General features: G+C 70.8%; 26 protein-coding genes and 1 riboswitch. Of the genes, 10 read left to right on the plus strand and 16 right to left on the minus strand.

Annotated features, from left to right (window positions below; genetic code table 11):
* Positions 1 to 48: 48 nt before the first annotated feature.
* Positions 49 to 188: riboswitch (cobalamin riboswitch) on the minus strand.
* A 147-nt stretch (positions 189 to 335) separates the two neighbouring features.
* The 5 genes from OHA55_RS22080 to OHA55_RS22100 form a co-directional block, all read right to left on the minus strand.
* On the minus strand, positions 336 to 848 hold the full coding sequence (locus OHA55_RS22080) for a GNAT family N-acetyltransferase (RefSeq protein WP_266708937.1): 513 nt from the start codon (positions 846 to 848) through the stop codon (positions 336 to 338).
* A gap of 53 nt (positions 849 to 901) precedes the next feature.
* Positions 902 to 1,543: a hypothetical protein gene (locus OHA55_RS22085; RefSeq protein ID WP_266708939.1), complete on the minus strand. Its 642-nt coding sequence runs from the start codon at positions 1,541 to 1,543 to the stop codon at positions 902 to 904.
* Between the two features lie 138 nt (positions 1,544 to 1,681).
* On the minus strand, positions 1,682 to 3,316 hold the full coding sequence (gene mctP, locus OHA55_RS22090; protein ID WP_266708942.1) for a monocarboxylate uptake permease MctP: 1,635 nt from the start codon (positions 3,314 to 3,316) through the stop codon (positions 1,682 to 1,684).
* Positions 3,313 to 3,570 carry a DUF3311 domain-containing protein gene (locus tag OHA55_RS22095; RefSeq protein ID WP_266708944.1) on the minus strand — a complete coding sequence of 86 codons (258 nt, stop codon included), beginning with the start codon at positions 3,568 to 3,570 and terminating at the stop codon, positions 3,313 to 3,315. Before OHA55_RS22095 ends, mctP begins: the two co-directional genes overlap by 4 nt.
* A gap of 199 nt (positions 3,571 to 3,769) precedes the next feature.
* Positions 3,770 to 4,534 carry a GntR family transcriptional regulator gene (locus OHA55_RS22100; protein ID WP_266708946.1) on the minus strand — a complete coding sequence of 255 codons (765 nt, stop codon included), beginning with the start codon at positions 4,532 to 4,534 and terminating at the stop codon, positions 3,770 to 3,772.
* Between the two features lie 346 nt (positions 4,535 to 4,880).
* Here OHA55_RS22100 and OHA55_RS22105 point away from each other — a divergent pair, with 346 nt between their 5' ends.
* The 5 genes from OHA55_RS22105 (at position 4,881) to OHA55_RS22125 (ending at position 10,488) form a co-directional block, all read left to right on the plus strand.
* Positions 4,881 to 6,182: a sugar ABC transporter substrate-binding protein gene (locus OHA55_RS22105; RefSeq protein ID WP_266708948.1), complete on the plus strand. Its 1,302-nt coding sequence runs from the start codon at positions 4,881 to 4,883 to the stop codon at positions 6,180 to 6,182.
* A gap of 133 nt (positions 6,183 to 6,315) precedes the next feature.
* A complete protein-coding gene (locus OHA55_RS22110) occupies positions 6,316 to 7,311 on the plus strand; it encodes a carbohydrate ABC transporter permease (RefSeq protein ID WP_266708950.1) in 996 nt (331 codons plus the stop codon).
* A complete protein-coding gene (locus OHA55_RS22115) occupies positions 7,308 to 8,165 on the plus strand; it encodes a carbohydrate ABC transporter permease (RefSeq protein WP_266708952.1) in 858 nt (285 codons plus the stop codon). Before OHA55_RS22110 ends, OHA55_RS22115 begins: the two co-directional genes overlap by 4 nt.
* Before the next feature lie 8 nt (positions 8,166 to 8,173).
* Entirely contained in the window at positions 8,174 to 9,697 is a 1,524-nt protein-coding gene (locus tag OHA55_RS22120; RefSeq protein ID WP_266710946.1) for a glycoside hydrolase family 3 protein, read from the plus strand.
* 470 nt (positions 9,698 to 10,167) lie between these two features.
* Positions 10,168 to 10,488: a hypothetical protein gene (locus OHA55_RS22125; RefSeq protein ID WP_266708954.1), complete on the plus strand. Its 321-nt coding sequence runs from the start codon at positions 10,168 to 10,170 to the stop codon at positions 10,486 to 10,488.
* A 172-nt stretch (positions 10,489 to 10,660) separates the two neighbouring features.
* Here OHA55_RS22125 and nagB read toward each other — a convergent pair whose 3' ends face one another.
* Positions 10,661 to 11,446 carry a glucosamine-6-phosphate deaminase gene (gene nagB / locus OHA55_RS22130; protein ID WP_266710963.1) on the minus strand — a complete coding sequence of 262 codons (786 nt, stop codon included), beginning with the start codon at positions 11,444 to 11,446 and terminating at the stop codon, positions 10,661 to 10,663.
* A 728-nt stretch (positions 11,447 to 12,174) separates the two neighbouring features.
* Between nagB and OHA55_RS22135 the strand changes: the two genes are divergently transcribed.
* On the plus strand, positions 12,175 to 13,641 hold the full coding sequence (locus tag OHA55_RS22135) for a sensor histidine kinase (RefSeq protein ID WP_266710965.1): 1,467 nt from the start codon (positions 12,175 to 12,177) through the stop codon (positions 13,639 to 13,641).
* 261 nt (positions 13,642 to 13,902) lie between these two features.
* Here OHA55_RS22135 and OHA55_RS22140 read toward each other — a convergent pair whose 3' ends face one another.
* Positions 13,903 to 14,160 (minus strand): WhiB family transcriptional regulator, encoded by a 258-nt coding sequence (locus OHA55_RS22140; RefSeq protein ID WP_003953983.1) that lies wholly within the window; start codon positions 14,158 to 14,160, stop codon positions 13,903 to 13,905.
* Positions 14,161 to 14,479: 319 nt separating this feature from the next.
* The gene (locus tag OHA55_RS22145; protein ID WP_266708956.1) at positions 14,480 to 15,445 is read right to left on the minus strand and encodes a diacylglycerol kinase family protein; all 966 of its coding nucleotides are present in this window, start codon (positions 15,443 to 15,445) and stop codon (positions 14,480 to 14,482) included.
* A 169-nt stretch (positions 15,446 to 15,614) separates the two neighbouring features.
* Here OHA55_RS22145 and OHA55_RS22150 point away from each other — a divergent pair, with 169 nt between their 5' ends.
* The gene (locus OHA55_RS22150; protein ID WP_266708958.1) at positions 15,615 to 16,088 is read left to right on the plus strand and encodes a hypothetical protein; all 474 of its coding nucleotides are present in this window, start codon (positions 15,615 to 15,617) and stop codon (positions 16,086 to 16,088) included.
* A 118-nt stretch (positions 16,089 to 16,206) separates the two neighbouring features.
* Here OHA55_RS22150 and OHA55_RS22155 read toward each other — a convergent pair whose 3' ends face one another.
* The 3 genes from OHA55_RS22155 to OHA55_RS22165 form a co-directional block, all read right to left on the minus strand.
* The gene (locus tag OHA55_RS22155; RefSeq protein ID WP_266708960.1) at positions 16,207 to 17,136 is read right to left on the minus strand and encodes an RNA polymerase sigma factor SigF; all 930 of its coding nucleotides are present in this window, start codon (positions 17,134 to 17,136) and stop codon (positions 16,207 to 16,209) included.
* A gap of 23 nt (positions 17,137 to 17,159) precedes the next feature.
* Positions 17,160 to 17,573 carry an anti-sigma regulatory factor gene (locus OHA55_RS22160; protein WP_266708962.1) on the minus strand — a complete coding sequence of 138 codons (414 nt, stop codon included), beginning with the start codon at positions 17,571 to 17,573 and terminating at the stop codon, positions 17,160 to 17,162.
* A gap of 290 nt (positions 17,574 to 17,863) precedes the next feature.
* Positions 17,864 to 18,124: a UBP-type zinc finger domain-containing protein gene (locus tag OHA55_RS22165; RefSeq protein ID WP_266708964.1), complete on the minus strand. Its 261-nt coding sequence runs from the start codon at positions 18,122 to 18,124 to the stop codon at positions 17,864 to 17,866.
* Between the two features lie 36 nt (positions 18,125 to 18,160).
* On the opposite strand from OHA55_RS22165, the gene OHA55_RS22170 reads away from it, so the two are divergent.
* A complete protein-coding gene (locus OHA55_RS22170) occupies positions 18,161 to 19,762 on the plus strand; it encodes a Na+/H+ antiporter (protein WP_266708966.1) in 1,602 nt (533 codons plus the stop codon).
* Here the strand turns inward: OHA55_RS22170 and OHA55_RS22175 are convergent.
* Both OHA55_RS22175 and OHA55_RS22180 read right to left on the minus strand, forming a co-directional pair.
* Positions 19,738 to 20,700 (minus strand): 1-aminocyclopropane-1-carboxylate deaminase/D-cysteine desulfhydrase, encoded by a 963-nt coding sequence (locus tag OHA55_RS22175; RefSeq protein WP_266708968.1) that lies wholly within the window; start codon positions 20,698 to 20,700, stop codon positions 19,738 to 19,740. The genes OHA55_RS22170 and OHA55_RS22175 overlap by 25 nt on opposite strands.
* A gap of 138 nt (positions 20,701 to 20,838) precedes the next feature.
* Positions 20,839 to 21,027, minus strand: coding sequence for a hypothetical protein (locus tag OHA55_RS22180; RefSeq protein ID WP_323180438.1), 189 nt, complete (start codon positions 21,025 to 21,027; stop codon positions 20,839 to 20,841).
* A 312-nt stretch (positions 21,028 to 21,339) separates the two neighbouring features.
* Between OHA55_RS22180 and OHA55_RS22185 the strand changes: the two genes are divergently transcribed.
* Complete coding sequence (locus OHA55_RS22185; protein WP_323180484.1) at positions 21,340 to 21,768, plus strand: tectonin domain-containing protein; 429 nt, start codon at positions 21,340 to 21,342, stop codon at positions 21,766 to 21,768.
* 105 nt (positions 21,769 to 21,873) lie between these two features.
* Here the strand turns inward: OHA55_RS22185 and OHA55_RS22190 are convergent, their stop codons facing one another.
* The 3 genes from OHA55_RS22190 to OHA55_RS22200 form a co-directional block, all read right to left on the minus strand.
* Positions 21,874 to 22,467, minus strand: coding sequence for an N-acetylmuramoyl-L-alanine amidase (locus OHA55_RS22190; protein WP_266708970.1), 594 nt, complete (start codon positions 22,465 to 22,467; stop codon positions 21,874 to 21,876).
* 151 nt (positions 22,468 to 22,618) lie between these two features.
* The gene (locus tag OHA55_RS22195) at positions 22,619 to 23,827 is read right to left on the minus strand and encodes a globin domain-containing protein (protein ID WP_266708972.1); all 1,209 of its coding nucleotides are present in this window, start codon (positions 23,825 to 23,827) and stop codon (positions 22,619 to 22,621) included.
* Positions 23,828 to 23,929: 102 nt separating this feature from the next.
* Positions 23,930 to 24,379, minus strand: coding sequence for an Rrf2 family transcriptional regulator (locus OHA55_RS22200; RefSeq protein WP_266708974.1), 450 nt, complete (start codon positions 24,377 to 24,379; stop codon positions 23,930 to 23,932).
* Positions 24,380 to 24,560: 181 nt separating this feature from the next.
* On the opposite strand from OHA55_RS22200, the gene OHA55_RS22205 reads away from it, so the two are divergent.
* Positions 24,561 to 25,967: a family 2B encapsulin nanocompartment shell protein gene (locus tag OHA55_RS22205; protein ID WP_266708976.1), complete on the plus strand. Its 1,407-nt coding sequence runs from the start codon at positions 24,561 to 24,563 to the stop codon at positions 25,965 to 25,967.
* The last annotated feature ends 31 nt before the right edge of the window (positions 25,968 to 25,998 follow it).

Genomic DNA, 25,998 nt, shown 5'->3' on the forward strand with positions numbered 1-25,998 from the left:
TCCACCGGCCCAACCGCGAGGCCCGGACGTACGGGCGTCCGGTTCGGGTGAGCCGGACGCGCTGTCGGCAGGTAGCCGGACTCGAAGGTGCGCGAAACGCGCGGTTCATACCGTTGCGGGACAGTTCCGGATTCGCACCGGATTCCCCTGCGACGACAGCGAGACGAGCATACATGTGGTGGCCGGGGAGCTGGAACGCCCCACATCTTGTGGCGATGCGGGGCGGTGTTCCCGTACGGGGACGTTCCCGGGGCGTACGCGGGCCGGGGTGCGCGGACCGGGGCGGCGCCCGGGTCCGGGCCCGGGCGCGGGCGCCCGTGGCCGGGCTCTCCGGCTCAGCCGCCGCTGCCCAGGTCCAGCCGGAAGGTGAGCAGCGTCAGCCCCGGTACCGGCGCCCAGTCGCGTTCCGGAGTGCGGGTGAAGCCGAGCCGCCGGTAGATCCGGTGCGCCCCGGCCATGGCGGTCTGGGTCGAGAGGGCGAGCCCGGTGACCCCTTCGGTGGCGCGCGCCCGCGCCACGCAGGCCCGTACGAGCGCCTCCCCGGCTCCCTGACCGCGCCCCGACTTGTCCACCGCCAGCATGCGGAACTCCGCCTCGTCCGGCGCCGCGACGTCGCACATGGGGCTGCCGGGCGGCGCGTAGGTCACTCCGCCGAGCACCGTGCCGGTGGAGTCGACGGCCACCAGCACCTCCGCCGCGGCGGCCCGGCCGGCCACGTCCCGCAGCCTCGCCAGATAGGGATCGTCCTCGCCGCCGGTCAACAGCCCGTCGCCCAGGTACGCCTGGGCGGTGATCTCGCCGAGAGCCGGGTACTCCTCGGGCTCGGCCCCTCTGATGGTCAGGTCCATGCCGGTATTCTGCGCGCCCCCCGGGCGGACGGGCCGTGCGGGTGCGCCACGGCTCAACCGCTCGCACCCACCTCGTTGTTCGGGGCGCCGTCGCCCTCCGGCGGGAGGTCGCCGCGCTCGATCGGCTGCGAGCCGGGTGCCTGGCCCAGCGGCGGGAGGATCTCGTCGAGCTCCGCGTCGTCCGCCAAGTGGGCCGCGTCGGCCGCCGCGCGCAGGGTGTCGCGGTCCGCGGCGGCGAGTTCGGCGCTGACCGTCACGACGAGGTCCCCCTCGGTGCGGGCGTAGGCGCGGCCGAGGGCGGTCTCGCTGTACCAGCGCTCGCCCTCGCGCTCGCAGACGGTGTACCCGGCCGAGCCGTCGCTCACCGGCTTCTTGCCGCAGTCGGCGGGGGAGTAGTCGGCGCGCTCCACGCCGAGCTGGACCACGTGCCCGTGCTTGTCCGTGTAGGAGCTGCCGAAGCCGTCGTCGCCCAGCACGCCCACCGACTGGGTGGCCAGGGTGAAGCCGGGGATCTCGGTGACGTACACGCGGTCGGTCCGGGTCTGGAGCGCCGTCGCCCGCGCCACCAGCTCGGCGTGGTCCGGTGCCTCCGAGGTGGCCCCGGCCCCCGCTCCGGCGTGTACGGTGCCGCAGCCGGTGAGGGCGAGGACCAGCAGGGCGGGCCACAGGCCGTGCAGCCGTGCGCGAGGTGTCATGAGCACATCCTTCTGTACGGGGGTGGCGGTCCGGCCCCCGGGGACGGAACGCCGCCGGACCGCCGCCCCTCCCGGTGAGGGAGGACGCGACGGCCCGGCGGTCGGTTTCGCCCCGGTGCCCCGGCGGGCTTCGTGGTGTCAGTGGCCGCCCGGCGCCCCCACGGTGGCCGGTGCCAGCTTCTCCTGGACGCCCGGGTCGCCGACGTCCGCCGTGTAGTCCTCCGGCGAGGTCTCGTCGATGCCCGCCGGGGCCTTGAGCGCGTTGAGGACGAAGGTCACCACGACCACCACCACGACGTTCAGCACGAACGCGGTGAGGCCGATGTAGCCGATCTCGCCGATGCCCGGGATCTCCTTGGAGGACCCGCCGAAGTGCTTCTGGGTCGGGGAGGCCACACCGTACGCGGCGAGGGTGCCGTAGAGCATGCCGGCCGCCCAGCCCGCGATGAGCGCCCAGCGGTGGAACCACCGGGTGAAGAGCCCGCCGACCAGCGCCGGCATCGTCTGGAGGATCCAGATACCGCCCAGCAACTGGAAGTTGATGGCCACGGTCTTGTCCATGGTGAGCACGAAGACCAGGGCGCCGACCTTCACCAGGAGCGAGACCAGCTTGGAGACCTTGGTCTCCTGCTCGGGCGTCGCGTCCGGTTTCAGGAACTCCTTGTAGATGTTCCGGGTGAAGAGGTTCGCCGCCGCGATGGACATGATGGCGGCCGGTACCAGCGCGCCGATCCCGATGGCGGCGAAGGCGACCCCGGCGAACCAGTCGGGGAACATGTTCTCGAAGAGCTGCGGGATGGCCAGCTGGCCGTTGGCCACCTTGACCCCGGCCGCGATGGCCATGAAGCCGAGCAGGGCCAGCAGGCCGAGCATCAGCGAGTACAGCGGCAGGATCGTGGTGTTGCGCCGGATCACCTCACGGCTGCGGCTGGAGAGCGTCGCCGTGATCGAGTGCGGGTACATGAACAGCGCCAGTGCGGAGCCCAACGCCAGGGTGGCGTAACCCCATTGGCCGGACACCCCGGGCACGATCCCGGCGACCGGTTTGCCGGCCGCCTCGTTGGCGGCGGAGAACTTCGCGTTCGCCCCGGCGAAGATGTCGTCGAAGCCGCCCAGTTTGATCGGGATGTAGATGATCGCCACCGCGATGACCAGGTAGATCAACCCGTCCTTGACGAAGGCGATCAGCGCGGGCGCGCGCAGGCCCGAGGAATAGGTGTACGCGGCGAGCACCGCGAACGCGATCAGCAGCGGCAGGTCCTTGACGAACCAGTTGGTGTTCTCGCCGCCGCCGACCCCCATGACGTCCAGCACGGCCTGGATGCCGACGAGTTGCAGGGCGATGTACGGCATCGTGGCGAGGATGCCGGTGAGCGCGACCGCCAGCGACAGGCCCCGGGAGCCGAAACGGCCCCGGACGAAGTCGGAGGTGGTGACGTACCCGTGCTTGTGCGACACGGACCAGAGCCGCGGCAGGAAGGTGAAGATCAGCGGGTAGACCAGGATCGTGTACGGCACCGCGAAGAAGCCCGCGGCCCCCGCCCCGTAGATCGCCGCCGGGACGGCGACGAAGGTGTACGCGGTGTACAGGTCGCCGCCCAGCAGGAACCAGGTCACCCAGGTCCCGAACGACCGCCCGCCCAGGCCCCATTCGTCCAGGCTCTGGGCGTTGTCCGCGCGCCGCCACCGGGCGGCCATGAACCCGACGACGGTGACCGCCAGGAAGAAGAAGATGAAGACGCCGAGCGCGACGCCGTTCACGCCGTCCTTCATGCGGATACACCTCCCTCGCGGGAGCGCTGGTCACGCTTCCACAGCGTGTACGCGAGCATCGTCAGAGCGGTCGAGACGATGACCCAGAGCATCTGGTACCAGTAGAAGAACGGGATGCCGATGAAGGTCGGGTCGACCTTGGCGTACGAGCCGACCCAGAGCAGTGCCACGAACGGGGCGGCGAGGCATATCGCGATGACCACCCGGGTCGGTGTCACCCTCGGGGGTGGGGTGGGCGCTGGCACTTCTGACATGGACTGACTCCGTTCCTCGCTGACCGCCGGGTGCGCCCGGCCGGTGCCCCGGCCGGGCGCACCGGCCGTATGACTTCCCGGCGACGGGACTGTTTCCGTCAACGGCACGGAGAGAGAACGGTTTTGGTTCATGCCTGGCTGAAAATGATCGCTACGGGTTCGATCCCGTGACGCGTACGGGTGAGGGGAGCCGGCCCGCTCAGTCCATCGGCCGCTTGAGCCGGGCCACGAACTTGTACCGGTCGCCCCGGTAGACCGAGCGCACCCACTCCACCGGTTCGCCCCGCCCGTCGATCGAGTGCCGGGAGAGCATCAGCATGGGAAGGCCCACGTCGGTGCCGAGCAGCCCGGCCTCGCGCGGCGTGGCGAGCGAGGTCTCGATCGTCTCCTCGGCCTCCGCGAGCCGGACGTCGTAGACCTCGGCCAGCGCGGTGTAGAGGGAGGTGTACTTCACCAGCGAGCGGCGCAGCGCCGGAAAGCGCTTGGCCGAAAGGTGCGTGGTCTCGATGGCCATCGGCTCCCCGCTGGCGAGCCGCAGCCGCTCGATGCGCAGCACCCGTCCGCCGGCCGTGATGTCCAGCAGCCCGGCCAGCGCCTGGTCCGCCGTGACGTAGCCGATGTCCAGCAGCTGGGAGGTGGGTTCCAGACCCTGGGCCCGCATGTCCTCGGTGTACGAGGTCAGCTGGAGCGCCTGGGAGACCTTCGGCTTGGCGACGAAGGTGCCCTTGCCCTGGATGCGTTCGAGCCGGCCTTCGACGACCAGCTCCTGGAGCGCCTGGCGCACCGTGGTGCGGGAGGTGTCGAACTCCGCCGCGAGGGTGCGCTCCGGGGGCACCGGCGTGCCGGGTGGCATGGTGTCCGTCATGTCGAGGAGATGTCGCTTGAGCCGGTAGTACTTGGGCACGCGCGCGGTGCGCGTACCCGCCCCCGTACTGCCCGTGGGGCTGCCCTCGCCGGCGCTCATGGTTCCTCTCCCCGCTTGCTGTGCTGCCGTCACCGGCTCCTCCGTACTTCGCGGCTCACATGGTGGCACGGTCCGGCCGAGGGGGCGTCGTCCTCCCCTTCGGGTCGTGTCGTCGGCCCGCCGTTCCATGGGCGATCCAGGTATGGGCGCTTTCGATCAAAAGCCCCTAGGTGTCGGTCCTATAACGGACGCGAGTGCACTTCTTATACACCCTTGACACCCCTAAAGGTCTAGGCCAAGCTCCGGTTGCTGGTCTAAACCATTTAAGACCAGGTCCAGCCCCAGCAGTACTCGTCGAATGTCTTCGCGGTGGGCGGGGTTGCAGCATCCCTGAGGAGGGTTTGACGTGAAGCGCAAGCTCATCGCGGCCATTGGTGTCGCGGGCATGATGATCTCGATCGCGGCATGTGGCTCGGACGACGACAAGGCGTCGTCGCAGGACCCCAAGGACCGCAAGGAAACCCTCACCGTCTGGCTGATGTCGGACGCCCAGAGCACCTGGCCCGAGCTGGTCGCCGACGTCAACAAGCAGTTCGCGGCCAAGTACCCGAACGTCAAGGTCAACGTCCAGTACCAGACCTGGGCGGACAAGACCAAGAAGCTCGACGCCTCCCTCGCCGGTGACAAGTTCCCGGACGTGGTCGAGCTCGGCAACACCGAGACCATGACGTACATCCTCAACGGGGCACTCGGCGAGATCGACCCGAAGAAGTACGAGAACTCGGACACCTGGATCAAGGGCCTCAAGGACACCTGCTCCTTCGAGGGCAAGCAGTACTGCGTCCCTTACTACGCCGGCGCCCGCGTCGCGATCTACAACAAGGACATGTTCAAGGCCGGCACCGGCTCGGACGCCCTGCCCGCCACCCAGGACGAGCTGACCGCCGCGCTCGACAAGATCGGCGCGAAGTACGGCAAGGACAAGGCGTTCTCGCCGCTGTACCTGCCGGGCCGTTACTGGTACGCCGCGATGTCCTACGTCGCCGCCGAGGGCGGTCAGATCGCCAAGTACGACGAGGGCAGCAAGGAGTGGAAGGCCACTCTCTCCACCCCCGAGGCCCAGAAGGGCATCCAGGACTTCGTCGACCTGGTCAACAAGTACAACCACGGCGACAAGACCAAGGACGAGGCGGACCACGCCAACGTCATGGCCAACGAGAAGACCGCTCTTCTCTACGGCAACGGCTGGGAGAGCGGCAGCGTCGTCGACCCGGCGGCCAACGGCAACCCGAAGCTGAAGGACAAGATCGGCACCGCGGGCATGCCCGGCCCGAACGGCAAGGCCCTCCCGTCCTTCATCGGCGGCTCGGACCTGGCCACCATCTCCAAGTCCAAGGTCCAGGACCTCGGCGAGGAGTGGATCTCCCTCTTCACCAGCGAGAAGTCCGAAGAGGTGCTGGCCTCGAAGAACATCCTTCCCAACAACACCAAGCAGCTTGAGCCCCTGAAGGCCAAGCCCGAGACCGCGGCCATCGCCAACGCCGTCCCGGACGCCTGGTTCACCCCGATCGCCCCCGGCTGGACCGCGATCGAGAAGAAGGAAACGCTCGAGATCATGCTGCTCGACATCATCAAGGGCAAGTCGGTCGCCGACGCCACGAAGGCGGCCGACGCGGAGATCGACTCGTTGATCAACAACGAGTCCTGAGCCCCGGCTCATGACGCGGCGCCGGTGAGCCTTCCTCACCGGCCCCGCCCGATCGTCCGCGGGGGTGGTGGCTTCTACGGAGAAGCCGCCACCCCCGTGTTCCCGTAGCTGGTCCGAACGGAAGGCCCGCACAGTGAGTGCCGCCGACATGAAAGCAGCCGACCCGCCGGTGTCCGTCCCGCGGGCCCCCGAGGGTGCGGAATCCCGGCCCCCGAAGAGCGTGACCCGCAAACCGCGGAAGGCCGGCGCTCTGCTGCCGTACCTCCTGATAGCCCCGGCGTTCATCGCCATCGCCGCCGTCTTCGTCTGGCCGTTCATCAAGACGGTCATCATGTCCTTCCAGGACGTGGGCCGCCGTGAACTGTGGTCCGGATCGGCCGCCCCCTGGGTGGGATTCGACCAGTTCACCGACATCCTCGGCGACGGCGAGTTCTGGGACGTCGTCTGGCGCACGATCATCTTCATGGTCGTCTGCGTCGCCGTCACCATGGCCGGCGGGCTCGGGCTCTCCATGATCATGCAGCGCATGTCCACGTGGGTGCGCCTGCTGCTGACCGCGGCCCTCGTCGCCGCCTGGTCCATGCCGCTGCTGGTCGCCACCTCCATCTTCCGGTGGTTCGCGGACTCCGACTACGGCGTCCTCAACATGGTGCTGACCAAGTACCTCGGGATCGACGCGCAGGGCCACAACTGGTTCCTCGACCCCAAGCAGGGCTTCGTCATCATCGGCGCGGTCGTCGTCTGGGGAGCCATCCCCTTCGTCTCGGTCACGCTCTACGCGGCACTCACCCAGGTCCCCAAGGAACTGGAGGAGGCGGCCTCGCTCGACGGCGCCAGCGTGCCCGGCATCTTCCGTTACGTCACCTGGCCCGTCATCAAGCCGGTCTTCCAGATGGTCGCCACGCTCTCCGTGCTCTGGGACTTCAACGTCTTCGGCCAGATCTTCCTGATGCGCGGCAACAAGCCCGAGCCCGAGTACTCCGTCCTCGGCATCTACTCGTTCGAGAAGGCCTTCGAGTCCAACTCGTTCAGCCAGGGCGCCGCGATCTCGCTCATCACGGTCCTGCTGCTGTCCGGCGTCGCCGTGTACTACCTGCGCCAGCTGCTCAAGATCGGAGAGGTCGAGTGAGCACCTCCACCCCCCAGGTTTACCGCCCGGACCGCAAGAAGAACCGCCTCGTCTACAACGTCCTGGGCCTGATCGCCTTCGTCCTGATGGCCTTCCCGGTCTACTGGCTGATCATCAGCTCGCTCCGCCCCAACGCGGAGATCCGCAGCTACGACCAGACGCTCTGGCCGACGTCGATCACCTTCGACAACTTCTCCCGCGCCATCAAGCAGCCGAACTTCGGCACCGCGATCGAGTCCAGCCTCATCGTCTGCGGTGTCGCCGTCGTCGTCGGCATGCTCCTCGCCACGATCGCGGCCTTCGCCATCGGCCGATTCCAGTTCCGCGGCCGCAAGTTCTTCATGATCGTGCTGCTCGTCGTGCAGCTGCTGCCCCCGACGGCGATGCTCATCCCCATCTACATCCAGCTCAACGACCTCGGCGGGCTGAACGAGTACTGGGGCGTCATCGTCATCTACCTCGTCTCCACGCTGCCCTTCGCCACCTGGATGATCCGCGGCTTCGTGATCAACATCCCCCAGGAGCTGGAGGAGTCCGCGATGGTGGACGGCTGCAGCCGGATGAGCGCCTTCTGGCGGATCACCTTCCCGCTGCTCGCCCCCGGGCTCGCCGCCGCGGCGATCTTCTCGCTGATCACCGCCTGGAACGAGTACCTCCTCGCCTACGTCGTCCTCCAGGACAACGACAAGTACACCCTCAACGTGTGGCTGATGAACTTCACCACCTCCCGGGGCATCGACTACGGCGCGCTGATGGCCGCCTCCACGATGATCGCGATCCCGGTGGTGGCCTTCTTCCTCCTGGTCCAGAAGTACATGGCGACCGGGCTCACCTCCGGCGCAGTGAAGGGATGACGACGCAGATGACCACGCTCGTCTCCACCAACGACACCCTCACCCGCGACGCGCTCGCCGTCCTCCAGCCCGGCTTCACCGGCACCACCGCGCCGGACTGGCTGCTGCGCCGCGTCGGCGAAGGGCTCACCTCCGTCGGCCTGTTCGGCCGCAACATCGTCACGCCCGAGCAGCTCGCGGCACTCACCGCCCAGTTGCGGGCCGAGCGCGAGGACGTGCTGGTCGCCATCGACGAGGAGGGCGGCGACGTCACGCGCCTGGAGGTGCGCCACGGTTCGTCCTTCCCGGGCAACCACGCCCTCGGCTCGGTGGACGACACCGCGCTGACCCGGGCCGTCGCCCACGAGCTGGGCCGCCGGCTCATCGAGTGCGGCGTCAACCTCAACTGGGCGCCCTCCGGCGACGTCAACTCCAACCCGGACAACCCGGTCATCGGCGTACGCTCCTTCGGCGCCGACCCCGCCCTGGTGGCCCGGCACACCGCCGCGTACGTCGAGGGCATCCAGGCCGCCGGAGTCGCCGCCTGCACCAAGCACTTCCCCGGCCACGGCGACACCGCGGTCGACTCGCACCACGCGCTGCCCCGGATCGACGTCGACCTGGAGACCCTGCACGCCCGCGAACTGGTGCCCTTCAAGGCCGCCATCGCCGCCGGGTCGAAGTCGGTGATGAGCGCGCACATCCTGCTCCCCGCGCTCGACCCGGACCGCCCCGCGACGCTCAGCCCGCAGATCCTCACGGGTCTGCTCCGCGGCGAACTCGGGTACGAGGGACTCATCGTCACCGACGCGGTGGAGATGCAGGCCATCGCTGCGACGTACGGGATCGAGCACGGCTCGGTCCTCGCGATCGCGGCCGGCGCCGACGCCCTGTGCGTCGGCGGCGGGCTGGAGGACGACGCCACGGTGGAGCGGCTGCGCGACGCGCTGGTCGCCGCCGTACGCGGCGGCGAGCTCGCCGAGGAGCGGCTGGCCGACGCCGCCGCACGAGTACGGGCACTCGCGTCCTGGACGCGCGGTGCTCGGGGGGCGGCCGGGGAGCCGGGCGCGGCAGTGCAGGAGGGGACCGCGCCCGGCACCGCGTCCGACCCGGACGTCGGTCTCGTCGCGGCCCGCCGCGCGGTACGGGTGACCGGCGACGGCCCCCGGCTGGACGCGCCGGTCCACGTCGCGTCCTTCACCCCGGTGGCCAACGTCGCCGTCGGCGGCGAGACCCCGTGGGGCGTGGCCGCCGAGCTGACCCGCCTGCTGCCCGGTACCACCGGCGCGACCTACCGGCGCGACGACGCGGACCCGGTGGCGGAGGTCCTCGGGGCCGCGGGGGAGCGGCGCGTCGTCGCGGTCGTCCGCGACGCCCACCGCCACCCGTGGATGGCGGCGGCGGTCGACGCCCTGCTCGCCCGGCGCCCCGACACGGTGGTCGTGGAGATGGGCCTGCCGTACTCCGCGCCGAGGGGCGCGCTGTACGTGGAGACGCACGGCGCCGCCCGCGTCTGCGGCCTCGCCGCGGCGGAGGCTCTCACCGGGGCGTGACGGCGCGCGGTACGAAGGAGGGGCCGGTCACCTGGTGACCGGCCCCTCTGTCCGTCGGGGCAGCCGAGGCATCGGCGACCCGCACCCGGTGCTCACCCGGGACCGGGTCCCGACGGCGCGGAAAGCGCGCTGCCCGGGTTCACCCCCCGACCGGGCCCTCCGCGCGAGGGCGGCGTGATCCTGACGTCCGTCTCGCAGATCGCGGCGACCGCGGGCGCTACGGGCGAGCCCGCGAGGAATGCGCCGGGGCGGTTGTTCGCGCTGCTGAGCCGATGGCCCGCCCCGGTGGAAGCGCTCCGGCCCACGCCGAGGCCCCCGGGCCGGACCTCGGGATGGGCGAGCCGGTCCGCAATCCGAAGGGGAAGTGCACGAGAGCAGGGCGCTTTCGCGCGGGCGATGCGGGGCCGCCGCCCGATCACGGCTGGATTTGCCGCATTGCCCGGGAACTTCGGGTCCTGGACCCTGGTGTGATGGTCGACACCCATGCGCGTAGGTACCTGCTCGTGGTCCGCAGAATGTTCTGGGCCGGCGTCCTGCTTCTCGGCCTCGGTCTGGCCGTCGGCTGGGCCGCCAAGGGGCATCGCGCGAGCGCGTGGGAGTGCGATCCGACGTGCCGGCCCGCGACCAGCACCACGTGGCGGGCCGTCTCGGACGGGGCCATGGTGTCGGTCGTGCTCGGTGCCACCCTCGCTGCGGCCGCTTTCCTGATGATCATGCTCCGCCGCCCGCGCGCCGCGCCGGACACCGGCAGTCAGCAGTCGGCCGTCACGCGCGACGACGGCGGCCCGTGAGCGGGGTCCGCGTCCCAAGCGGACGCGGACCGACCCGCTCGGGCCGCGCGGCCGGTGGAAGGAGGAGCCGGAGGACGTTCTGCCGGACGACCCCGCGCAAGGAACCGGATGGACCAACGGCGTCTTGGGCGGTGACCGGCCCCTCCTTCGTGCAACGTGTACCGCCGAGGGCCTACAGCCCCTGCCAGGAGGGCTTGGAGGCGAAGGTGTGGCGGAAGTAGTCGGCCAGCTTCAGCTTGGAGGCCGCTGCTTCGTCCACCACGATCGTGGCGCGCGGGTGCAGTTGGAGTGCGGAGGCCGGCACCACGGAGGCGACCGGTCCCTCGACGGTCAACGCGACCGCGTCGGCCTTGCCCTCGCCGGTGGCCAGCAGGATCGCGTGGCGCGACTCCAGGATGGTGCCGATGCCCTGGGTGATCACGTGGTGCGGCACCTGGTCGATGTCGTCGTCGAAGAAGCGGGCGTTGTCCACCCGGGTCTGCTCGGTGAGTGTCTTGATCCGGGTGCGCGAGGCGAGCGAGGAGCAGGGCTCGTTGAAGCCGATGTGCCCGTCCGTGCCGATGCCGAGCAGTTGGAGGTCGACGCCGCCGGCCTCGGTCAGCGCCCTGTCGTAGGCCTCGCAGGCCGCCTGGACGTCCTCGGCGGAGCCGTCCGGGCCCATGAAGGAGGACTCGGTCAGACCGAGGGGCTCCACGACCTCGCGCAGCACGACGGAGCGGTAGGACTCCGGGTGCCCGGCGGGGAGCCCGACGTATTCGTCCAGCTGGCAGATCCGGGCCCGCGACGCGTCCACGGCACCGGTGCGCACCTTTTCGGCCAGGGACCGGTAGATGGGCAGCGGGGTCGAGCCGGTGGCGACGCCGAGCAGCGCGTAGGGCTTGCGGCTCAGCAACGCGCCCATGGCCTCCGCGATGAGCTCGCCGCCTGCCGCTGCGTCCGGGACGATGACAACTTCCACGCTGTGCCTGCCGATCTGATCAATGACGACGTATGTGGTATAGACCAATCCGGTCCAAATTTAACAGAGTTCCACGTCTCGGGAACAGGTGCCTTCCGCTTTTGGCCATCGCCTCGGGCCTGGTAGCGGGACGGCGCGCATCGGTGGGCGACTTGAGTCAATTGTCCGCAGATGTGGAGGGCGCGCGACCCGGGCCCGGGCCCACCTGGGCGGGGCGGGGCGGGGCGGGCCGGGGCGGGGGTGGTGGGCCGGTGTGCGGGCAAGCCGGGGTCGGAGCGGGCCCGGGGGTGGAGTCGTGCGGGCGCCGTCGTGCCGGAATCCGGACGCGCACGCGATCCGGCGCGAGGTGCGGGGCGTCGTGCCCGACCCGCGGGCCGCGGCACCGGGAGGGACCCTCGGCCCACCCGGCACCGCAGCCCGGAGCTGCTCGGCCGGCGGTGTGCGGTGCCTCCGGCCGTACGAGGCGCCGGCGCGATCAGGGCAGAGAGCGCGGGTGCCTCGGTCCGTCCTCCTGTGCGGGGAGGGCGGAGGTTCTTGTTCCCGTATTGTGGACTAGACCATTTGTCGGTGTCCATGCGTCTGCGGTATCGATTCTGCGGACGCGGTACCGATTCTCGCGGCGCGGTGCCGTTCTGTACACGGGGCCCGCGCTCCCGGTCGCGGAACGGGGGCGCCGCTCGGTTCGGAACCTCTCGGTATCCACGGGTACGCTCGCACATGTGCCCTCCATGAACGACCTCGTCCGCCAGCACACTGCCCTGAGCGACACCGATCTCGAATGGCTCCACCTGCTGGTCTCGGAGTGGCAGCTGCTCTCCGACCTGTCCTTCGCCGACCTCGTCCTCTGGGTTCCCACCCGGGACGGGACCCGGTACGTCTCCGTCGCGCAGATGCGCCCCAACACCGGCCCCACCTCCTACCAGGACGACATGGTCGGCCATCTGGTGCCGCGAGGCCGGCGCCCGCTGCTGGACGCCGCCCTCGACGAGGGCCGGATCGTGCGCGAGGGCGACCCGGAGTGGCGGGAGGAGGTGCCGGTACGGGTCGAGTCCATCCCCGTCCGCCGCGAAGGCCGGGTCCTCGGCGTCATCGCCCGCAACACCAACCTGCTCACCGTGCGGACCCCTTCCCGGCTGGAACTCACCTACCTCCAGTCGGCCGCCGACCTCGCCCAGATGATCGCCACCGGGGCCTTCCCCTTCCCCGGCCAGCAGGTCGACATGGACGCGTCCCCGCGCGTGGGCGACGGACTCATCCGGCTCGACGCCGACGGGATCGTGCAGTACGCCAGCCCCAACGGCCTCTCCGCGTACCACCGGCTCGGCCTCGCCTCCGACATCGTCGGCCTCCACCTCGGCCAGACCACCGCCGAACTCGCCCCGTCCCGCGGACCGGTGGACGAGGCCCTGGCCAAGGTGGCGAGCGGCTACGCGCCCCGCGAGTTCGAGGTGGAGTGCACCAGCGGCGTCATCCAGTTCCGGGCGATCCCGCTCAAGCCCAAGGGGGTCCGGATCGGATCGCTGGTGCTGCTCCGGGACGTCACGGAACTGCGCCGCCGCGAACGCGAGTTGATAACCAAGGACGCGACGATCCGGGAGATCCACCACCGGGTCAAGAACAACCTCCAGACGGTGGCAGCCCTGTTGCGCCTCCAGGCCCGCCGGATGGACTCCGTACGGGGGCGCGAGGCGCTCAACGAGGCGGTGCGGCGCGTCGGTTCGATCGCCATCGTCCATGAGACGTTGTCCCAGAATCTGGACGAACGCGTCGAGTTCGACGAGATCGCCGACCGGGTCATCTCCATGGTCGCCGAGATCTCTCCCGGAAAGGTCACCTGCCGGCGCACCGGACGCTTCGGCATCCTGGACGCGGACGTGGCCACTCCGCTGTCGATGGTGCTCACCGAGGTCGTGCAGAACGCCCTGGAACACGCGTTCAAGGAGGGGGACAGCGGCACGGTCGAGGTCTCCGCGGTGCGGGGCGGATCGTCCCGGGACGGCCGGCTGCTCATCACCGTGCAGGACGACGGATGCGGCCTCCCCGAGGGCTTCGACCCCCGCAAGGCCGGCAACCTCGGACTCCAGATCGTCCGGACGCTGGTCGAGGGTGAACTGGGCGGCACCTTCGACATGGTGCCCGCACCGGAGCGCGGCACCCAGGTGCTGCTCGACCTCCCGGTCAGCGCCGACCGCTGAGACCGTCCCGCAGGTGCGGCTCCATCGACCGGGAGCCGCACCGACCGGCGGAGGAACGGTGGGAGAGCGCACCGGTCTCCCGCCGAAGGAACGTGCGGGAGACCGCACACCGGAAGGCCCGGACCGTGGTGACGGTCCGGGCCTTCCGGTTCAAGCACGTTCTTCTGCGCTTCGGGGTACTGCGCGCTGCGACTCGAAGGCGGGGCTGTGCGTACGCTGCGTACGCGCCGCCGGGCTGAGGCTTGTCGCGGGGGCGTCGAATCAGGCGCTGGCGTTGCGCGCCCGGTTGCGAGCGGCGCGGCGCTTCATGGCGCGGCGCTCGTCCTCGCTGAGGCCACCCCAGACGCCGGAGTCCTGGCCGGACTCGAGCGCCCACTGCAGGCACTGCTCCATGACGGGGCAGCGACGGCAGACGGCCTTGGCTTCCTCGATCTGCAGCAGCGCAGGACCGGTGTTGCCGATGGGGAAGAACAGCTCGGGGTCTTCCTCACGACAAACGGCGTTGTGACGCCAGTCCATGGCTGCTACCTCTCCTTGGTATTACATGCTTGTTGCTTGTGAATGTGAACGCTTTCACGAATCCCCCCGCAGGTGAAGGGCCTACGCCCAGATGAACTGGCCGTGGTCTGCACAGTGAGGAGGGGTTCTGGCTCTCAGTGGAGGCCGATGCTGCGGGCCGTCCCGATCGCCATGTAGAGATTCGCAAACCTCGGCGACGGATACAACCCCTTCTGGAAAGTTTTTTTTGATTCCTCGGTGTCGGCTCCGTCACAGCCGTACTTCTAAGGGGTGGGAACCAGCCCAAACGTTCGAGTTAAAGGACTTTGGGCCCTTCCGCTCACACAATCACACGCAGTGCACGGTGTACGCCTGTGAACGTCACGCTCGTACGCAGTCCCAGGTGGTCTCCGTCCATCTGGAAGGGGAGCGGGACCTTTGAATGCAAGGTGAAGTCCGTGAGGTCATGCCGTGAAACCACGTGCTTGCCGCGCGGGCCCTTGTCGGGGCTGGAAGTGAGCAGCTGGGTGCCGTAGCGGGCCACCTGCGCGGTGGAGAGCCGCTTCAGGCCGAGGATGTCCAGGGCGGTGTCGAAGGACGCCTTGGGGGAGGCGTACATCGGGCGATTGCCCAGGTAGGTCCAGGGGGCGGTGTTGCAGATTATCGACAGGGCGAGCTCGTGCACCGGCTCCTGGCCGGGCACCTCCAGCGTGATCACGCCCTGGCGGCGGTGCGGCTCGTCGACGAACTGGCGGAGCACCTGGCGCACGTACAGCGCGTGGGTCGAACGCTTGCCGCCCTCGCGCTTCTGTTCGACCCGGCCGATCACGCCGGCGTCGAAGCCGAGGCCCGCGCAGAAAGTGAACCAGCGTTCGGGCACCGCCTCGTCGGCGGAGCCCGGTGTGCCGAACGCCCGTCCCAGGCCCACCGTTCGTGAACTCTCCTCGGCCAGTGCCTGAAGGATCGCGCCGGTCGCCTCCACCGGGTCGTTCGGCAGCCCCAGGGCCCGCGCGAAGACGTTGGTCGAGCCGCCGGGCACCACCGCGAGACTCGGCAGCCCCTCGTCGGGGCCCCGGTGCAGCAGCCCGTTGACGACCTCGTTCACCGTGCCGTCGCCGCCGAGGGCGACCACCAGGTCGAAGGAGCCGGAGTCGGCGGCACGGCGTCCCAGATCCCGGGCGTGACCCCGGTACTCCGTGGTCACGGCCTCGATCTTCATCTCGCTCGCCAGCGCGTGGATGAGCACGTCGCGCGTACGCGCACTGGTGGTGGTGGCGGCGGGGTTGACCACGAGGAGAGCGCGCATGACTGCCAGCCTACCTACCAGGCGGTACCGGCCCGCAGTCACTCCCCCTGGCCATTACGCTCCGTAGTCATTCGAACTGGGGTCACCCGGAGTGACCGGGCGTGTGGGGAGGGGGACGCGCCGGCCCCCGGCTTCGCTTTCCGGGCCCGGGGATGCCAACCTGGCTCGCGTGAGTACTCAAGCGAACACGCCCTCCCCGTCTCCCGCGCCGTCGCCCGCGTCCGGGAAGCGGACCGGGAAGCCGGGGCGCATCGAGGTTCTCGCCGCGCTCACCGCCCTCGAAGGGGCGGCCCTCGTCGTCGGCGGGATCTACATGCTGGTGATGGGGCTGCTCGGGCGTCCGGAGAGCCCCACGCAGGCCGTGACGGGCGGAGTCACCCTGATCGCGCTCGGCGTCATCCCGCTCGCGGGTGCCCGGGGGCTGCTGCTGCGCCGGGGCTGGGGCCGGGGCCCCACGGTCATCACGCAGATCATGGGGGCGCCCGTCGCCTACACCCTGCTGAAGTCCCAGGGCGCGCTGATCCCCACCGGGATCGTCCTCGCCGCCGTCGTGATCACCGCGCTGGTCCTGCTCTTCAACCCGGAGACCACACGGGAGCTGGGCTTCGGCCGGGCCCCGCGCGCGCCCTCCGACGACGCGTAGCGCTCGCCCCGGCGTCCGGGCATCGACAGGCCCCGCCCCGGCATCCGCCGGGAACGGGGCCTGTCGATGTGGATCGGGCCGGGCTCGCGCGCCCCGGCCGACGGAGACCCGGGCGCCCTCACTCCTCCACGAGCAGCCGCTCGCGCAGCTGGGCCAGCGTGCGGGCCAGCAACCGGGAGACGTGCATCTGCGAGATGCCCACCTCCTGGGCGATCTGCGACTGGGTCATGTTGCCGAAGAAGCGCAGCAGCAGAATCCGCTTCTCGCGCGGCGGCAGCCCCTCCAGCAGCGGCTTCAGGGACTCGCGGTACTCGACGCCCTCCAGCGCCTCGTCCTCCGAGCCCAGCGTGTCCGCGACGGCCGGCGACTCGTCGTCGGTGTCCGGTACGTCCAGCGAGAGGGTGCTGTAGGCATTGGCCGATTCCAGCCCCTCCAGCACCTCCTCCTCGGAGATGCCGAGGCGCTCCGCCAGCTCGTGCACGGTCGGCGAGCGGCCGTGCTGCTGGGAGAGCTCGGCGGTCGCCGTGGTCAGCGAGAGCCGCAGCTCCTGAAGGCGGCGCGGTACCCGCACCGCCCAGCCCTTGTCGCGGAAATGCCGCTTGATCTCCCCGACGACGGTCGGCGTCGCGTACGTGGAGAACTCCACGCCCCGGTCCGGATCGAACCGGTCCACCGACTTGATCAGCCCGATCGTGGCGACCTGGGTGAGGTCGTCCAGCGGCTCGCCCCGGTTGCGGAACCTGCGGGCCAGATGCTCCACCAGCGGCAGATGCATCCGGACCAGCCGGTTGCGCAGCTCGGCCTTCTCCGGCGACCCGTCCGGCAGCTCGCGGAGCACTACGAAAAGCGCCCGCGTGCCGCTGCGGTCGTGGGGATCGTGACGCCCGTGCTCGCTCATCTGGCCCGCCCGCTCCGCCTGCTCCGCCGCGACCGTGAGCCCTGTGGGCCCGTCCGTTCCGTCCGCCCCGTCCACCGGGTGCGGCCGGGCCTGTTGCTCGGGGACGGCGGCAGGGTGCGCCGCCCCCGATCGCATCGAATCGTCCCGCACAGCACCTTCCCCGTTCCCGTCGCTCACGCCGGCCCGGGTCCCGCGCCGCGTTGCTTGTGGAGGCTGATGCTGACCGTCCGGTCGTCGGCGACCGTGGACTCGACCTTGCCCGCCAGGGCGGCGAGCACCGTCCACGCGAAGGTGTCGCGTTCGGGTGCCCGGCCGTCCGTGGTCGGGGCCGACACGGTCACTTCGAGGGAGTCGTCCACGAGCCGGAACACGCAGCTGAGGACGGAGCCGGGCACGGCCTGCTGGAGCAGGATCGCGCAGGCCTCGTCGACCGCGATGCGGAGGTCCTCGATCTCGTCGAGAGTGAAGTCCAAGCGCGCCGCAAGGCCGGCCGTGGCCGTACGCAGCACCGACAGGTAGGCACCCGCGGCGGGCAGCCGGACCTCCACGAAGTCCTGGTTCCCGGGTTCGCCTGCGATCTGGGACACCCTCACCTCCAAGGTGGCACAAACTCGTTCGAGGTTCCGGAACAGGTCCGGAACCGTTCGGTCGGTCGTCGGTTCTCGGTCGGGGCGACGCTATCGCGATACATGATGCCGTGTCGCCGCGAGCCCAACCGGTGGGGGTCACCCATGGTAAGCACGGAGGTACTGACAGTGGCTAGTGTTCCCACCGGCTTTGTTCGTCCGCGACGGGGACGGACCTTGCCGGTGGGGGGTTTTCGGGTTCCGCGGCGCGCAATTCCGAAGAACCGGCGCCGGTTTGACGTACCCAGACGTCAGACGATCGAACCGTCCTCGTAGCACCAGCGCCAGCTCTCGCCCGGCTCGAAGCTCCGCATGACGCAGTGCCCGCTCTCCCGGGCGTGTCCCGTTCCGTGCCTGAGCGGTGACGAATCGCAGCAGCCGACGTGCCCGCAGGTCAGGCAGAGCCGCAACTGCACGGGGTGCGTTCCGGAGTCCCTGCACTCCAGGCAGGTGTCGCTGAGCGGGGTCGGCTCGGGGCGGGGCAGTTCGTCTACGTGCGGGCACTCACTCATGATGGCCAGGTTACGACGGATGTGAGGACCCGAACGATGGACGCATTGCCCCTGGTCGCACTGGTCGCGGCCAGTGCGGCGGTAGCCGGAGCCGCGCGGCGCACCCCCGTGCCCGCGCCGCTGCTGCTGGTAGCCGTAGGACTTCTGGCCGCCTACCTGCCGGGTGTGCCCCCGTACACGCTCGACGCGCACATCGTGCTGCCGCTGCTGCTGCCGCCCCTGCTGTACACCGCCGCCGTGGACAGCTCCTACCTGGACCTGCGGGCCAACGTCCGGCCCGTCGCGCTGCTCTCGGTCGGCTACGTCCTCTTCGCGACGCTCGCGGTCGGCTGGCTCGCCTATCTCCTCGTGCCCGACCTGCCGTTGCCCGCCGCGCTGGTGCTCGGCGCGGTCGTCGCCCCGCCCGACGCCGTGACCGCCGCCGCCATCGCCCGCCGGGTCGGCCTCCCCGCCCGGGTCACCACCATCCTCCAGGGCGAGTCCCTGGTGAACGACGCCACCGCGATCACCGCGTACAAGGTGGCCCTGGCCGCCGCCGTGGGCGCGGGGATGAGCTGGGGCGAGGGGGTGTGGGAGTTCCTCCTCGCCTCGGTCGGCGGCATCCTGGTCGGCCTGCTGCTGATGGTCCCGCTGCACTGGCTGCGCACCCACCTCAAGGAGGCGCTGCTCCAGAACACCCTCTCCCTGCTGATCCCGTTCGTGGCGTACGCGGCGGCCGAGCGGGTGCACGCCTCCGGAGTGCTCGCGGTGGTCGTCGTCGCCCTGTACCTCGGACACCGTTCCTGGCAGGTCGACTTCGCCACCCGGCTCCAGGAGGCCGCCGTCTGGAAGATGGTCGCCTTCGTGCTGGAGTCGGCCGTGTTCGCCCTGATCGGGCTCCAGATGCCCTTCGTACTGAAAGGGCTCGGCACCTACGCGGTGTGGGACGCCGTGCGGTACGCCGTCGCCGTCTTCGTCGCCGTCGTCGTGGTCCGCTTCCTCTGGGTCTACCCCTCCACCTACCTGCCCCGCCTGCTCTCCTCCCGCATCCGCGTACGCGAGCCGGAGACCAACTGGACCTCACCGCTGATCGTCGGCTGGGCCGGGATGCGTGGGGTCGTCTCGCTCGCCATCGCCTTCTCCATCCCGGCGTTCACCGACGACGGCGAGCACTTCCCCGCCCGCAACCTGGTGCTCTTCCTGACCTTCACCACCGTCATCGGCACTCTCGTCATCCAGGGCCTCTCCCTGCCGCTGCTGGTGCGCGTGCTGAAGCTGCCCGGCCCCGACCCGCAGGCCCAGACCCTCGCCGAGGCCCAGGCCCAGAGCGAGGCGTCCACGGCGGCCGAGCGACGGCTGGACGAACTGCTCTCCGACGAGCACAACAGCCTCCCCGACCCCCTCGCCGACCGGCTGCGCACGGTCATGGAGCGCCGCCGCAACGCCGTCTGGGAACGCCTCGGCGCCGCCAACCCGCTCACCGGCGAGTCCGCCGACGACACCTACCGCCGGCTCTCCCGCGACATGATCGAGGCCGAGCGCGAGGTCTTCGTACGCCTCCGCGACGACCGCCGCATCGACGACGAGATGCTGCGCACCCTGCTGCGCCGCCTCGACCTCGAAGAGGCAGCCGCCTACCGGGAGTCGGACGCGGAGTGACCCGGGGCGGGCCGGCCGGACGGAGCCCGGTCGGGGCCCGGCCGGGCCGCGCCGGGCCCTTCCGCGGCCGGTTCCGGGCGCCCGGTGATCACCGCGGTCACCCGGGTGCCCGGGGCGAACGCCCCCTCCCCGGCCAGGGCGGTCAGCGCGTACAGCAGCTTCGCCACGTAGATCCGCTCCACCGGCAGCCCGTGCCGGTCCTCGAAGTCCTCGGCGAACGCGTGGAGTTCCGGCGTGGTACGGGCGTAGCCGCCGAAGGCGAAGCGGTCCTCCACCGACCAGTTCCCGGCCGGGCCGCCGAACGCCTCGCGCTGGAGGTCGCGTACGGCGTCGGCGAGGAAGCCGCCGCGCAGCACCGCGACGCCCAGGGCCCGTTGGCCGGGGGCCAGTCCGGCCGCGAGCCCCGCCAGGGTCCCGCCGGTCCCGCAGGCCACCGCCGCGATCCCGGTACGCCCCCGCAGCTCGCGCCCGAGCTCCGTACAGCCCTGTGCCGCCCGGGCGTTGCTGCCGCCCTCCGGAATGACCCTGGCGTCCCCGAAGCGGTCGAGCAGCCCCGCCAGCACCCGGGGATCGTCTTTCGCGCGGTACGTCCCCCGGTCCACGAAGTGCAGCCGCATCCCGTCGGCCGCGCACCGGGCCAGCGAGGGGTTCAGCGGCCGGTCCGCCAGCTCGTCCCCGCGTACGACCCCGATGGTGGCGAACCCCAGCAGCCGTCCGGCGGCGGCGGTCGCCCGCAGATGGTTCGAGTACGCCCCGCCGAAGGTCATGACCGGGCGCCCGTCGCCGTCCGCGAGATTGGGCGCCAGCTTGCGCCACTTGTTTCCCGGCAGGTCCGGGTGGATCAGGTCGTCCCGCTTGAGCAGCAACGTCACCCCGTGACGCCCGAACCGCTCGTCGGCCGCCTCCACCAGCGGCGAGGGCAGCCGGGGACGCAGCACGGACGCGGGGCCTGCGGGGGCGGGGGCCGCTGGTTCCGGCGCTGTCGGTCCAGGGGGCGCCGGGGCTGCGGGCTCCCCGGCTGCGGGATCTGTCGGGCTCACCCCTCCAGTGTCGCCGCAGGGGGCCGGGCGCGGATGTCAGGGGGTGCGGGGCGTGCCCCGGTCCCACGGCTCCTCCGCAGGCTCGGCGAACCGGTCGACCATGCCGTGGTCGCCCCGGCGGTGCGGAGGGAACAGGGGCGGGCCGTGCCCGACGAGCCGCGCCGGACGGGGCGTGACGAGCGCGTCGTGCCCGAAGCGGAAGACGGACAGCGACACGTGGTTCACCGACTCCTCTGCGCCGCTGAGGCGGCGGGAAGATGGCGCAATCTGCCTCCGCACATGCCGTGCCACTGTGTCGATCCCTCTCAGGTGGGACGGCACATCAGGTCAACATGTTCGCAGCCGGCCGGTCCGGTCTTCAGGCACGTCAGGAGAGACCAGTGCCAAACGTCCATTTCCGGATCATTTTGTTTGACCAGTCCGAGTATTGGCCCATTTGGTCGACCTAGTCTCGAACCGGCCCTGAAGGTGGGCACGAGCAAGAGGAACGAGGTCGACATGGCTCATTGAAAGAAGATCGCGGGTGGTCTGACGGGGATCTCGGCGGGGTCGCGCTCCAACGTCTGGGGCGTCAACTCGGAAGCGCGAATCTACCGGTTCACCAACGACGACGCCTCTCCGTGGCACAACGTCCCCGGCGGGCTGACGGACATCAGCGCGGCCGCCGACGGCACCGTCTGGGGTGTCAACGCCAACGCGGAGATCTACCGCTACATCGGCGACCAGGGCTCCGGCAGTCACTGGAAGAAGATCGCCGGTGGTCTGGTGAAGATCTCGGCGGGGTCGCGCTCCAACGTCTGGGGCGTCAATTCCGAGGGGAAGATCTACCGGTTCACCAACGATGACGCCTCTCCGTGGCACAACGTCCCCGGCGGGCTGACCGACATCAGCGCGGCCGCCGACGGCACCGTCTGGGGCGTCAACGCCAACGCCGAGATCTACCGCTACATCGGCGACCAGCCGTGAGGTGAGTCGCCCTCAGTCCGTGTGCCCCGTCACCGAACCCCGGCGACGGGGCACAGCTGTCTCGTTCCACCGTTGTTCACCGACAGGGCTGCGCCGGCACACCCCTCACGTCAGCCGCTCGTGGACGCGTGCCCGCATCGTGGTCATGGAGAAGCCGACCGGGTCCACCTTGCCCGGCTGCCATTCGCGGTGGCCGATGACGGAGGGGGCGCCCCAGCCGTGGTGGCGGCAGATCGCGGCGGCGGCGCGTTCGATCGCGTCGAGCTGGACCTCGGGCCAGGGGTCCTCGCCGTCGCCGAGGTTCTCGCACTCGAAGCCGTAGAAGTGCCGGTTCCCGTCCGTGTCGTTCCGGTGGTCGCGCGGAAGGCGGCGCCGCTCGGCGACGACGGCACGCAGCACGTCGTGGTCGCCGAGCCCCGCGTGGTTGGCGCGGCCGTGGCCCACGAGGTGGACCCGGCCGTCCTTGGCGACGACACCGTGGCAGAGCGGGCCCGGGAGCGAACCGCGGCCCTCGCGGCAGATCTCGACGGTGCGGGCGGTGCCCCGGGTCGCGGTGTGGTGGATCATCACGCCGTTCACCGGGCCCCAGGCGCCCACGCGGTTCCGGTTGTGGGTACGCCAGTCGCCGACCTGGACGACGGTGAGCCCCTCGTCCTGGAGGGCCTTCAGGAGGGCGGCGGCGGTCATGGGCACGGACATGGGGGCCACTCCTTCGGAGCGCGGAAGACGTCTCCGTCAGTGGCTACCGCCCGTGCCGGTGCGCCGAACCTCCCCGCGCCCGTCGCTCCCGGTGTTCGACCGCCGAGCGAGCCGATCCGGTCAGATGCGACGGGCGCGGGGAGCACGCGGGTCAGTCCTGGGCGAGCCAGAGGTCCGGACCGAACACCTCGTAGTGGATGTCCGCCGCCGGTACGCCCTTGGCCAGCAGCTGCGTGCGTACCGCGCGCATGAAGGGCAGCGGGCCGCAGAGATAGGCGTGGGTGCCGGGGGCGACGGTCAGGCCGCTCAGGTCGACCCGTCCGGTGCGCTCGGCGGGGTGGCCGGCCTCGGGGCGCTCGTACCAGAAGTGGGCGGCGCCGCCCGCGAGTCCGGCGGTCAGCCGGGCGTGGTCGAGCCGCAGGGCGTGGTCGGCGGGGGAGCGGTCGCCGTGCACCACCGTGACCGGGCCGTGGTGGCCGGTGGCCGTGAGGTGCTCCAGGAGCGACAGCATCGGGGTGCAGCCGATCCCGGCCGAGGCGAGCAGCAGCGGGGCGTCGGTGGCCGTACCGGTGGAGCCGAGGGTCAGGTCGCCGTACGGCAGCGAGACGCGCAGCCGGTCGCCGGGGCGCACGTGGGCGTGCAGGTGGGCCGAGACCTCCCCGTCCGGACCGTCGCCGCCGTGGACCCGCTTGACGGTGATCGAGCGCAGCGGGGAGCCGGGGGCGCCGGAGAGGCTGTACTGGCGTATCTGGTGGGCGCCGTCCGGGAGTTCGACCTGTACGGAGACGTACTGGCCGGGCCGGAAGGCGGGGGCCGGGGAGCCGTCCGCGGGGTGGAGCCGGAAGGTGGCGACGTCGGCGGTCTCCTCGGTGCGCCCGGCCACCTCCCACTCCTGCCAGACCTGGCCCGCGGCGACGCCCCGCTCCGCGTAGAGGCGGTCCTCCACGGCGATCAGGGCGTTGGCCATCAGCCAGTAGACCTCGTCCCAGGCGGCGGCGACCTCCGGGGTGACCGCGTCGCCCAGCACCTCGGCGATGGCGGCGAAGAGGTGGGTGTGCACCACCTCGTACTGCGCGGCCGTGACGCCGAGGGAGGCGTGCTTGTGGGCGATCCGGCTCAGCATCACGTCGGGGCGGGCGTCCGGGTGCTCGACCAGCATCGTCGCGAAGGCGGCGATCGAGCCGGCGAGGGCGCGCTGCTGGGTGGCGGCGGCCTGGTTGCCCCGGTTGAAGAGGTCCCGGAGGAGTTCGGGGTGGGCGGCGAAGAGCTTCCGGTAGAAGAGGTCGGCGATGTCCCCGATGGCGGCCCCGACGGCGGGGAGGGTGGCGCGGACGGTGGCGGTCGACGGCTCGGAGAGCATCGGGACTCCTCGGATGTTGAATTGGTATGCGAGATGCGTATTTCTTGGGACGGGTGCGCCCGGCAGGGCCCGCGAGGGGCGCACCGGGTGGGGCGGGTGCGTTCAGCCGGTGTCCGGGCGGCCGGTGCCGAGCCCGACGAGCAGGGGCCCGGTGGGTGAGGCGACGAGTTCGGTGACGGTGAGCGGGTCCAGCTCCGCGAAGAACGCCTCCTGCGCCCGGCGCAGGGCGCTGCGCAGCCGGCAGGCGGCGAGCAGTGGGCAGGGGGTGTCCCCCTCGCACTCCACCACGTCGCCCGCGCCTTCGAGTTCGCGGACGACGCCGCCGACCGAGGCGGTGCGGCCGGCCCCCGTGAGGGCGAGTCCGCCGCCGCGTCCCCGGCGGGCCTCGACCAAGCCGAGGTGCTGGAGCCGGGCGACCACCTTGGCGGCGTGGGTGTACGGCACGCGCATGGTCGCCGCCACCTCCCGGGTGGTCGGCGGTTCGCCGTTCTCCACGACGGCGAGGCGCATCAGCACGCGCAGCGCCACGTCGGTGAATCTCGTCAGCCGCATGAGGGAACCGTAGATAACTGGTATCCAAGATGCAAGTTATCGGGCTCGACGGGCCCCGCCGGACCGGGCTGCCCCGCTCAACCCCCTTTCAGTCGCACTCTTTTGTGTAATGGCGTAGCGACACTCCGTGCTGAAAGGCTTCTTCACGCAGCTCAGCCCATGATCGAGAGGACCCGTCAAGATGTCCGTTGGTGAAGAGGTTCGCGACACGCAGGGCACGCCGCAGCAGAGTCTCGGCACGGCCGCTGCGAGGAACCTCGCGACGACCACCAAGTCCGCGCCGCAGATGCAGGAAATCACCTCCCGGTGGCTCCTGAAGATGCTGCCGTGGGTGCAGGTACAGGGCGGTACGTACCGGGTGAACCGTCGGCTCAGCTACTCGGTCGGAGACGGCCGGGTGACCTTCGTGCAGACCGGTGACCGGGTCGCGGTCATCCCTGCCGAACTCGGCGAACTCCCCGCCCTCCGCGACTACGCGGACGAGGAGGCGCTCGCCGAACTGGCCCGTCGTTGCGAACAGCGCGAGGTGGCGGCGGGCGAGGTCATCGCCGCCTCGGGGGACCCGGCGGACCGCGTCCACCTGCTGGCCCACGGCCGGGTCGAGAAGATCGGCACGGGCCCCTACGGCGACGAGACGGTGCTCGGAGTCCTCGCGGACGGCTCCTACTTCGGCGACCACTCCCTGGTCGAGGGCGACGCGCGGTGGGAGTTCACCACCCGCGCGGCCACCGCCTGCACCCTGCTGACGCTGAGCCGCGCCGACGTGCTCAACCTCGCCGAGCGGGTCGGCACCCTCCGCGACCATCTCGCCGGGCTGCTCGCCATCCCGCAGCAGCGGACGAACAAGTACGGCGAGGCGGCCATCGACCTCTCCGCCGGCCACGTCGGCGAAGCCGTCGTCCCGCACACCTTCGTGGACTACGACGCGGCGCCCCGTGAATACGAACTCAGCGTCGCGCAGACCGTACTGAAGGTGCACAGCCGCGTCGCCGACCTGTACAACCAACCGATGAACCAGACCGAGCAGCAGTTGCGGCTCACGGTCGAGGCGCTCCGCGAGCGCCAGGAGCACGAGCTCATCAACAACCGGGAGTTCGGCCTCCTCAACAACTGCGACTACGGCCAGCGGCTCCAGCCGCACGCCGGGGTGCCCAGCCCCGACGACATGGACGAACTCCTCTCCCGGCGGCGCGGATCGAAGCTCTTCCTCGCCCATCCGCGCGCCATCGCCGCCTTCGGCCGCGAGTGCAACCGGCTCGGACTGGTCCCGGAGAGCGTGGACGTCGGCGGGCAGCACGTCCCGGCCTGGCGCGGGGTGCCGATCTTCCCGTCGAACAAGATCCCGATCACCGAGGCGCGCACCACCTCGATCATCTGCATGAGGACCGGCGAGTCCGAGCAGGGCGTCATCGGCCTCCAGCAGACCGGTATCCCGGACGAGATCGAGCCGAGCCTCTCCGTCCGCTTCATGGGCATCGACGAGCAGGCGATCATCTCCTACCTCGTCACGGCCTACTACTCCGCGGCCGTCCTCGTCCCCGACGCCCTCGGGGTCCTGGAGAACGTCGAGGTCAGCCGCTGGCGCTGACGGGACCCACCAGCAGGGCGGGCGGCGCGGC

This window comes from Streptomyces sp. NBC_00102, from assembly GCF_026343115.1.
GTDB lineage: Bacteria > Actinomycetota > Actinomycetes > Streptomycetales > Streptomycetaceae > Streptomyces.